The sequence below is a fragment of the Phytopseudomonas flavescens genome (assembly GCF_900100535.1).
Lineage (GTDB): Bacteria > Pseudomonadota > Gammaproteobacteria > Pseudomonadales > Pseudomonadaceae > Aquipseudomonas > Aquipseudomonas flavescens.
This window is the reverse complement of sequence record NZ_FNDG01000021.1, coordinates 108,079-117,736: the sequence shown is the minus strand read 5'-3', so window position 1 is coordinate 117,736 and position 9,658 is coordinate 108,079. Positions and strand designations below refer to the sequence as shown.

The following is a 9,658-nucleotide window of genomic DNA, read 5'->3' as shown; positions in this document are numbered from 1 at the left end:
TCCTGTCAAGCTGTTTTTGAAGAACTTCTTCTTTCTTCTCAACACCTTGCAGCGCCCCACCAGACCATCTTCTCTCCAGCGGGAGGCGCATTCTACAGCGTTACAAACCGCTGTCAACCACCTCTTCAACCGCTTTCGATCCAGCCTGATCGAACCACCAACAGAACCACTCAAACCACCCTGTCGATGCCGGCGCATTCTACTCGAATTCGCCGTCCTTGCAACCTTTATTTTCGTCTAACTCCTTGTTTAAAAAGAAGTTTTCAGATCAGGCAGCGCCGGAAGTGGTGCGCATTATAGGCCCCCTCGCTTTCTGGTCAAGGGGTTATTTCATCCAATTGCAATAAAACCACTCAGCCGGCTTTCCCTCTATATAAGCAGCAGCTCAGAGGACACTATCTGAGCCCCAGGCGCCTGGCCAGGCGCTGCAGGTTGGCACGGTCCACATCCAGTTCGCGGGCTACATCGGCCCAGCGCCCGGCATGGCGGGCCAGTGCTGCGTCTATAAGGCGCCGCTGGTATTCATCCACTGCATCGCGCAACCCCAGGCCGGTGGTCGACGCCTCGGCAGCGCCGCTCGAGGGGCGCTCTTCTTCCCCAGGCATCACGGTGGATGGATGCAGGTCCAGTGCGCGGCTATCGATGGTGAGTATCTGTGGGCGTTCCACGCATGCCGACAACGCCTTGATGGCTGCACGGCCGATCAGGTGCTCCAGTTCGCGGACATTGCCCGGCCAGTCATGCTGCAACAAGGTTTTCTGGGCATCGGCAGCAAGGCGCAGGCTACGCAGCCCAAGCCGTGCACGGTTGTCTTCCAGGAAGTAGCCGGCGAGCAGCAGCACGTCACGCCCCCGCTCGCGCAGTGCCGGCACCTTGAGTGGGTAAACGCTGAGGCGATGATAGAGGTCGGCGCGAAATCGCCCGGCTCGTACCTCTTCGGCCAGGTCACGGTTGCTGGCGGCCAGCACCCGCACGTCCACACGATGCTCCCGGTCCGAGCCTACCCGTTGTAGCTGGCCACTCTGCAGCACCCTCAACAGCTTCGACTGCACGGCAAGCGGTAGCTCGCCCACCTCATCGAGAAACAGAGTGGCACCATCGGCCACCTCGAACTTGCCACGACGCTCACTGACAGCCCCCGAGAACGCTCCACGGACATGACCGAACAGCTCGCTCTCCACCAGGGTATCGGGCAACGCCGCACAGTTGATGCTGACCATCGGCCGCGAGGCACGGGCGGAAGCTGCATGCAAGGCTTCGGCAACCAGCTCCTTGCCCACACCGGTTTCGCCGCTGATGAGGACGGTCAGGTCACTGCCGCCGACCAGCGCTATTTCCTGAAGCAGGGCCTTGTGCCTGGGGCTCTGACCGATCATCTCCCGGGGTCGTACGGCGTCGGCCGCTTGTTTATAGAGTTCGGCGCGGCGCTGTTCGTCTTCCACGCGGCCCATCAGCAGGCTGATCCGCTCGCTGGCTGCCACCGTCGCGGCGGCCAGGCTGGCGAAAGCCTCCAGCATGCCGAGGTCGACACGGCCAAAGCTGCTCGACTGCAGCGAGTCCAGGGTCAGCAGCCCCCAGAGCTGCTCCTTTACATAGAGCGGACAACCCAGGCAGTCATGAACCTCGAGATGGCCATGCTGCCCGTCGAGCAGCCCATCATAAGGATCGGGCAGTTCGCAGTCCGCGGCGAAGCGGGTGGGGCCACGGTGCTGCAGCAACTCGTGCAAACGGGGATGCTCGCTCACCTTGAAACGCCGGCCCATGGTATCGGCACTGAGCCCCTCCACCGAGAGCGGCACCAGCACGTCGCCATCGAGCCTGAGCAGTGCCACCGCATCACAGGGAAACAACTGCCGCAGCGCAGCAAGCAGCCGACGATAGCGCTCGCTTTCGGGTAGCTCAAGGGACAGGTCATCGACCAATGGCAGCAGAGAGAGAAGCAGGGGGCTGGAGGTCATAAAGACACCAAGAGAGTCATATAGACTCGAAATAGAACGAGTCAAAAAGACTCATAGCACGCGCAAGCCCAGCAATCCAGCGGCTTTGCGAGTTGGCACGGGATCTGTAATGACCAAGGCAACCAACGTTCATGCCTTGCGACAGGAACCATCACCATGCTGACCAACCCACAACGCACCCTTATCAAAGCCACCGTCCCCTTGCTGGAAACCGGCGGTGAAGCGCTGACCCGACACTTCTACGCCATGATGCTGGAGGAGTATCCCCAGGTTCGCCCGCTGTTCAACCAGGCCCACCAGGCCAGTGGCGACCAGCAACGTGCCCTGGCCAACGGCGTGCTCATGTACGCCCGGCATATCGACCAGCTCGAAGCACTCGGCCCGCTGGTGGGCCGCATCGTCAACAAGCACGTGGCCTTGCAGATCCTGCCGGAGCATTACCCCATCGTCGGCACCTGCCTGCTGCGCGCCATTCGCGAGGTACTGGGCGAGGAGATCGCTACCGATGAGGTCATCGACGCCTGGGCTGCCGCTTACGGGCAACTGGCAGATATCCTGATCGGTGCCGAGGAAAGCGCCTACCGTGAACACGAACAGGCGCCGGGCGGTTGGCGTGGCTCGCGGGACTTCAAGGTGGTGGCCAAAACCGTGGAAAGCGAGGAAATCACCTCCTTCCATCTGGCGCCCGTCGATGGCGGTGAGGTGCTGGTTCAGCAGCCCGGACAGTACATCGGCCTGCGCCTGGTCATCGATGGCAAGGAGCAGCGCCGCAACTACTCGCTGTCCGCCCGGGGCAACGGCCGTGAGTACCGCATCAGCGTCAAGCGCGAGGCAGGCGGCAAGGTTTCCAACTACTTGCACGACCACGTCCAGGTCGGCGATACCCTGGAGCTGTTCCCGCCAGCCGGTGACTTCGTGCTGCGTCAGTCGGACAAGCCTCTGGCGCTGATCACTGCCGGCGTGGGTATCACGCCGGCGCTGGCGATGGTCGAAGCCGCCCGCGAGAGCGGACGCCCCATCCACTTCATTCATTATGCACGCCATGGCGGCGTACATGCCTTCAGGCAATGGATCGAAGAGCAGAACCGCGACTACCCGCAGATCAGCTATCGGTTCTGCTACAGCGAGCCGCGCGATGGCGACAGGCCACACGGCCAGGGCGTGATCAGCCGTGAGCAACTGGCCAACTGGCTGCCTGAAAAGCGCGATCTGGATGCCTACTTCCTGGGGCCAAAACCCTTCATGGCTCAGGTGAAGCGTCACTTGCGGGAGCTCGGCGTACCAGCGGAGCAGTGCCACTACGAGTTCTTCGGCCCGGCCTCCGAGCTGGATGCCTGACGCGCACGCTTATTAACAGAAGCGGGTCAGATCACGCCCTGACGGCGTAGCGCCTCGATCTCGCTGACGTCCAGCCCAAGCACCTCGGCGAGGACGCGCTCGGTGTGCTCGCCCAGCAGCGGAGGCGCCTGGCGGTACTCCACCGGGCTGGCCGACAGGCGCAGCGGGCTGGCTACCTGCGGCGTATTGCCGGCCAGGGGGTGTGGCAGGTCGATACGCAGGCCGCGGGCGATCACTTGAGGGTCGGCGAAGACCTGCTCAAGGTCGTTGACCGGCCCGCACGGCACACCTGCCGCCTCCAGCAGGCCGACCCACTCGACCGTGGTGCGGAACACCGTGGCCTGGCGGATCAGCGGGATCAGCTCGGCGCGATGGGCGACGCGCTGAGCGTTGCTGGCGAAACGCGGATCGACACCCCACTCGGGATGCCCGGCCACGTCGCAGAACTGGCGGAACTGGCTGTCATTGCCAACCGTGAGGATCAGGTCGCCATCGGCGGTGGGGAACGCCTGATAGGGGACGATGTTCGGGTGGGCATTGCCCAGGCGCTTCGGTGACACACCGGTGGTCAGGTAATTCATCGCCTGATTGGCCAGACAGGCGACCTGCACGTCGAGCAGCGCCATGTCGATGTGCTGGCCTTCACCGGTCTTTTCACGATGGGCCAGGGCGGCCAGCACGGCGACCGTCGCATAGAGGCCGGTGAGGATATCGGTTAGCGCGACGCCGACCTTGACCGGCCCACCGCCCTCCCCGCCATCGGGCTGGCCGGTGAGGCTCATCAGCCCGCCAAGCCCCTGGATCATGAAGTCGTAGCCGGCCCGCTTGGCGTAAGGGCCGCTCTGGCCGAAGCCGGTGATGGAGCAGTAGATCAGCCGTGGGTTGATCGCCTTCAGGCTGGCGTAGTCCAGCCCGTAGGCAGCCAGGCCGCCAACCTTGAAGTTCTCGATGAGGATGTCCGACTTGCTCGCCAGCTCGCGCACCAGGCGTTGACCTTCCACCTGGGTGAAGTCGAGGGTAAGCGATTGCTTGTTGCGGTTGGCCGAGAGGAAATAGGCCGCTTCGCTGGTATCGCATCCCTCATCGTCGCGCAGGTAGGGCGGGCCCCAATGGCGAGTGTCGTCGCCGACTTTCGGGCGTTCGACCTTGATCACCTCGGCGCCGAGGTCGGCGAGGTTCTGTCCACACCAGGGCCCGGCGAGTACGCGGGACAGGTCGAGCACACGGAGATGGGAAAGGGCACCGGACATCGCAGAGGCCTCGTGCAAGCGTGACGCGGGAGCGTCACCGGCGGCGTTCCCACGCGGACGGTTCGACATGGGAACAACGTTTCAACCACAGGTAGACGTAACCGGGCACCGGTGGTTGTCTTCGCTTTTTCTTGTGGCTTGGAGCTTGCCGCTAGAAAAAGGCCTGGATGCCGGTCTGCGCGCGGCCGAGGATCAGTGCGTGCACGTCATGGGTACCTTCGTAGGTGTTCACCACCTCGAGGTTGACCAGGTGGCGGGCCACGCCGAACTCGTCACTGATACCGTTACCGCCGAGCATGTCGCGGGCCAGGCGCGCGATATCCAACGCCTTGCCACAACTGTTGCGCTTCATGATCGAGGTGATCTCCACCGCAGCGGTACCTTCATCCTTCATCCGTCCCAGGCGCAGGCAGCCTTGCAGGGCCAGAGTGATCTCGGTCTGCATGTCGGCCAGCTTTTTCTGGATCAACTGGTTGGCAGCCAGCGGGCGACCGAACTGCTGACGGTCCAGGGTGTACTGACGCGCGGTGTGCCAGCACGCCTCGGCGGCTCCCAGGGCTCCCCAACTGATGCCGTAGCGGGCAGAGTTGAGGCAGGTGAACGGGCCACGCAGGCCGCGCACGTCCGGGAAGGCGTTCTCTTCGGGGCAGAACACGTTGTCCATGACGATCTCACCGGTGATCGAGGCGCGCAGGCCGACCTTGCCGTGGATCGCTGGAGCCGACAGCCCTTCCCAACCCTTTTCCAGCACGAAACCGCGGATTTCGCCGGCGTCATCCTTGGCCCAGACCACGAAGACATCCGCGATAGGAGAATTGGTGATCCACATCTTGCTGCCGCTCAGGCGGTAGCCACCGTCGACCTTCTTCGCCCGGGTGATCATCGAGCCCGGATCGGAGCCGTGGTTGGGCTCGGTGAGGCCGAAGCAGCCGATGTATTCACCGGTGGCCAGTTTGGGCAGGTACTTCTGCCTGGTGGCTTCGTTGCCGAACTCAAAGATCGGCACCATCACCAGCGACGACTGCACGCTCATCATCGAACGGTAGCCGGAATCCACACGCTCCACTTCGCGAGCGATCAGGCCGTAGCACACGTAGTTGAGACCACTGCCGCCATAGGCTTCGGGGATGGTCGCGCCGAGCAGCCCGGTGTCGCCCATCTCACGGAAAATCGCCGGGTCGGTCTTTTCATGACGGAAGGCCTCGAGAACCCGCGGCGCCAGCTTGTCGGCGGCGAACTGCTCGGCGCTGCCCTGCACCATGCGTTCTTCTTCGGTGAGCTGCTGATCGAGCAGCAGCGGGTCGATCCAGTTGAAGCTTGCCTTGGCGGCCATCGCAGAATCCTCGTGCGTGAACAGTTCTTGTTGGCCTTAGCCTAGGCAGCCGCCCACCTCTCGGCAAACGAGTAATTCGCACGCAGTTGTGCACCAAGCTCACTCCGAGATAGCCTGACCAACCTATAAAAGCACAGATTAGTGAGGCGCTCGCATACATGCGTCGCAAGATCCCCAGCACGGCAGCGCTGATCGCCTTCGAGGCCTCGGCACGCCATCAGAGCTTCACACGCGCGGCGGACGAACTGGCGCTGACCCAAGGCGCCGTCTGCCGGCAGATCGCCGGGTTGGAGCAGTTTCTTGGCGTGGAGCTGTTCCGCCGTTCGCGACGGGGCGTAGTGCTTACCGAAGCGGGCACCGCCTATGCTGGCAAGGTCGCCGCCCAGCTCGATGCCGTGGAGCGCGACACCCTGGCGCTGATGGGAGCTCAAGGCGCCATGAGCCTGGAGCTGGCCGTGGTGCCGACCTTCGCCACCCAATGGTTGCTGCCACGCTTGAAGGATTTCCAGAGACTGCACCCGCAGGTCACCGTACACCTGACCAACCGCACCCGACCGTTCCTGTTCGCCGATACCGGTTTCGACGCAGCGATCTACTTCGGCGATGGCGACTGGTCAGGTACCGCAGCGCACTTCCTGATGCACGAACACCTGATGCCAGTGTGCAGCCCGGCCCTGCTGAAGGGCGCCGCCGTGAGCGCCGAGCGGATCGCCGAGCTGCCACTGCTGCAGCAGAGCACCCGGCCCTACGCCTGGCGCCAGTGGTTCGCGGCGCAGGGGCTGAATGTCGGCCGCGACATGACCGGCCCGCGCCTGGAGCTGTTCTCCATGCTCGCCCAGGCGGCCTGCCAGGAGATGGGCGTGGCGCTGATTCCGCCCTTCCTGATCCAGCGCGAACTGGCCGACGGCAGCCTGGTGGTCGCCCTCGACCATCCAGTTCCGGACAACGGCCGCGCCTATTACCTGACCGTACCGGAGCGCAAGGTCGAGTCCGCGGCGCTCAGGGCCTTTCGTGACTGGCTGTTGGGTGAGGCACAGCAGTATCGGGGGGCGATAGGCTGAGCAACGATGCATGGCGGACAGAGGGCAGCAGCGGACTTTTTGGCTGTAGATATAGGTGTGCCTGGCTGACGCTTTGCCCACGCGGCTAGCCCTGCCTACCCTTGATGACCGTAATGGTGGACAAAAAGAGCGTTGTCCACCCAACGTCGCTTTCGCCTCGTTGCGCTCAACCGACCCGCCCGCGAGGCAGTGCGTCTGCCACGCCTGATCGGTGGAGGCCGCAAACGTGGGCAAATGCAGTATCCTGCGGGTCGTTCTTGACCACTGCCAGAACCACCTTGTCTTTTATAGCCTCCAGCAAAAGCCTCGTTTTCCGGATCATCGCGCTGATGCAACGGCATCCCGGCGCCATCGCCATATTCGGTTTCCTATCCGGGGTGGCGAGCTTCGTACTGGTCGACCGCCAGGCCGGGCTGGCCAAGGTGGTGGCGCTGGTGATGCTGGTCAGCTGGCTCTGGCTGATCCTGGAAAACATGCTGCGCGAGCGCATCGCGGCCCGCTTCGGTTTCGAGCTGCCGCGACCTTTGCTGCGCTATGCCACGCAGATGATCCACCAGGAAAGCCTGTTCTTCGTCCTGCCGTTCTTCTTCATCACCACCACCTGGAACAGCAGCCAGGCCCTGTTCAGCGGGCTGTTGGCCGCAGCGGCGCTGGTGTCGATCACCGACCCGCTCTACTACAAGTGGCTGGCACCACGGCGCTGGATCTTCCTCGCCTATCACACCCTGGCGCTGTTCGCGGTGATGCTCACGGCGCTGCCGATCATCTTCAAGCTCAACACCACCGAGAGCTATCAGTATTCGCTGGCGGCCGCCGTGCTGCTGTCGTTTCCCAGCCTGTTCAGCATCATCACCGTGCGCAAATGGTGGCGGGGCCTGCTGTTGATCGGCCTGACCCTGGCCATCGGCGCCTTCGGCTGGCTGGCTCGGGTCTGGGTGCCACCTGCCACCCTGTGGCTCACCGAGGTGGCGATCACCACGGAGTTCGACAATCAGAATCGCTCCCCTGGAACAGGCCTCGAAGAATTGAGTGCCAGTCAGCTACGCAGCACCGGCCTGTATGCCTACACGGCGATCAATGCGCCCCGCGGGCTCGATGAACGCATCTACCACGTCTGGAAACACAACGGCCGGGAGCTGGAACGCATCGCCCTGAACATTCATGGCGGGCGCGAAAAAGGCTACCGGGCCTGGACCCACAAGCAGAACTTCCCGCAGGACGTGGAAGGTAGCTGGCAGATTCAGGTGTTGACGGAGGCAGGCCAGATGATCGGCGTGCTGCGCTTCGAGGTGACCCCGGGTGCCGCGCCGCAGCCTGCTGCGAGTGAATCGCCGCCTGATCGGCCGACGCAAACCGGCACCAGCGAACCGACACCCCCTCAGCCGAAGAACCAGTAGCACACGGCGATCGCCGCGACCACCCCGGAGAACTCGGCCAGCAGCGCACAGCCCACGGCATGCCGGGCACGCTGAATACCCACGGCGCCGAAGTACACGGCCAGCACGTAGAAGGTGGTTTCCGTACTGCCCTGAATGATCGCTGCCGCAAGGGCCGGGAAGCTGTCGACACCCTGGCTCTGCATGGTTTCGATCAGCATGGCCCGTGCCGCGCTGCCGGAGAACGGCTTGACCATCGCAGTCGGCAGGGCGTCGACGAAACGAGTATCCCAGCCGCCCCAGGCGACGATCCAGCGGATACCATCCAGCGCCAGCTCCAGGGCACCGGACGCGCGCAACACGCCCACCGCACAGAGCATCGCCACCAGATACGGCAACAGGCTCTTGGCCACATCGAAGCCTTCCTTGGCACCCTCGATGAACTGCTCGTAGACCTGCACCTTGCGCAGCGCGCCGATCACCACGAAGGCGATGATGATGCCGAACAGCGTCAGGTTGCCGAGTAGCGATGACAAGGCTGCAAGGGCGGTGGCGGACATGCCGGCGAGCATCGCCATGAAACCGCCGAGCAGCAGTGCGCCGGGAATCATGTAGGCCAGCACGACCGGATCCCACAAACGCAGGCGCTGCATGATGGCCACGGAAAACAGGCCAACCAGAGTGGAAACGCTGGTCGCCAGCAGGATCGGCAGGAACACCAGCGTCGGATCGGGCGCACCTTGCTGGGCACGGTACATGAAGATGGTGACGGGCAGCAGGGTCAGCGACGAGGCGTTGAGCACCAGAAAGAGGATTTGCGCGTTGCTCGCCGTGGTGCTGCTGGGGTTGAGCTCCTGCAGGGAGCGCATGGCCTTGAGGCCGATGGGCGTGGCTGCGTTGTCCAGCCCCAGGCCGTTGGCGGCGAAGTTCATGGTGATCAAACCCAGTGCCGGATGGCCCCGCGGTACATCAGGCATCAAGCGGGCGAACAGTGGCCCGAGCAGCCGTGCCAGAGCATCCACCAGCCCGGCCTTTTCAGCGATGCGCAACAAGCCGAGCCACAGGGTCAGCGTACCGAACAGCAGTACCATCACTTCGACCGACAACTTGGCCATGGCGAACAGGCTTTCCACCATCGCAGCGAACACCGCCGGGTCGTCGGCCAACAGCCAGCGGCTCAGTCCTGCCACCGCCGCTGTTACGAAAAAGCTCAGCCACAGGCCGTTGAGCATAGGTCACCCCCCTAGAACATAGCGGCTGATGATAACGCGGCCAGGGAGGAGAAGTGGAAGCGGGAGGTGAGGGAGCGCTTGAGATTTTACCGACCGCAGATGGAGCAACG

At 63.5% G+C, this 9,658-nt stretch carries 7 protein-coding genes and 1 pseudogene; 4 read left to right on the top strand and 4 right to left on the bottom strand.

Translation table 11 applies throughout. The annotated features are described in order from the left end of the window. Positions 1-241, top strand: a pseudogene (locus BLR94_RS27705) (hypothetical protein); the annotation flags it as partial. Positions 242-395: 154 nt separating this feature from the next. Here the strand turns inward: BLR94_RS27705 and norR are convergent. Then, positions 396-1,958 (bottom strand): nitric oxide reductase transcriptional regulator NorR, encoded by a 1,563-nt coding sequence (gene norR, locus BLR94_RS22290; protein WP_084308103.1) that lies wholly within the window; start codon positions 1,956-1,958, stop codon positions 396-398. 156 nt (positions 1,959-2,114) lie between these two features. Here norR and hmpA point away from each other — a divergent pair, with 156 nt between their 5' ends. Continuing rightward, the gene (gene hmpA / locus BLR94_RS22285; protein ID WP_084308102.1) at positions 2,115-3,296 is read left to right on the top strand and encodes an NO-inducible flavohemoprotein; all 1,182 of its coding nucleotides are present in this window, start codon (positions 2,115-2,117) and stop codon (positions 3,294-3,296) included. A gap of 26 nt (positions 3,297-3,322) precedes the next feature. On the opposite strand, the gene BLR94_RS22280 is transcribed toward hmpA, so the two are convergent. After that, a complete protein-coding gene (locus BLR94_RS22280) occupies positions 3,323-4,546 on the bottom strand; it encodes a CaiB/BaiF CoA transferase family protein (RefSeq protein WP_084308101.1) in 1,224 nt (407 codons plus the stop codon). 151 nt (positions 4,547-4,697) lie between these two features. After that, complete coding sequence (locus BLR94_RS22275; protein WP_084308100.1) at positions 4,698-5,879, bottom strand: acyl-CoA dehydrogenase; 1,182 nt, start codon at positions 5,877-5,879, stop codon at positions 4,698-4,700. A 158-nt stretch (positions 5,880-6,037) separates the two neighbouring features. Between BLR94_RS22275 and BLR94_RS22270 the strand changes: the two genes are divergently transcribed. Further along, complete coding sequence (locus tag BLR94_RS22270) at positions 6,038-6,940, top strand: LysR family transcriptional regulator (RefSeq protein ID WP_084308099.1); 903 nt, start codon at positions 6,038-6,040, stop codon at positions 6,938-6,940. Between the two features lie 329 nt (positions 6,941-7,269). Beyond that, the gene (locus tag BLR94_RS22260; RefSeq protein WP_084308097.1) at positions 7,270-8,337 is read left to right on the top strand and encodes a DUF5924 family protein; all 1,068 of its coding nucleotides are present in this window, start codon (positions 7,270-7,272) and stop codon (positions 8,335-8,337) included. On the opposite strand, the gene BLR94_RS22255 is transcribed toward BLR94_RS22260, so the two are convergent. Next, the gene (locus tag BLR94_RS22255; RefSeq protein ID WP_084308096.1) at positions 8,319-9,548 is read right to left on the bottom strand and encodes a nucleoside recognition domain-containing protein; all 1,230 of its coding nucleotides are present in this window, start codon (positions 9,546-9,548) and stop codon (positions 8,319-8,321) included. The genes BLR94_RS22260 and BLR94_RS22255 overlap by 19 nt on opposite strands. Between the last annotated feature and the right edge of the window lie 110 nt (positions 9,549-9,658).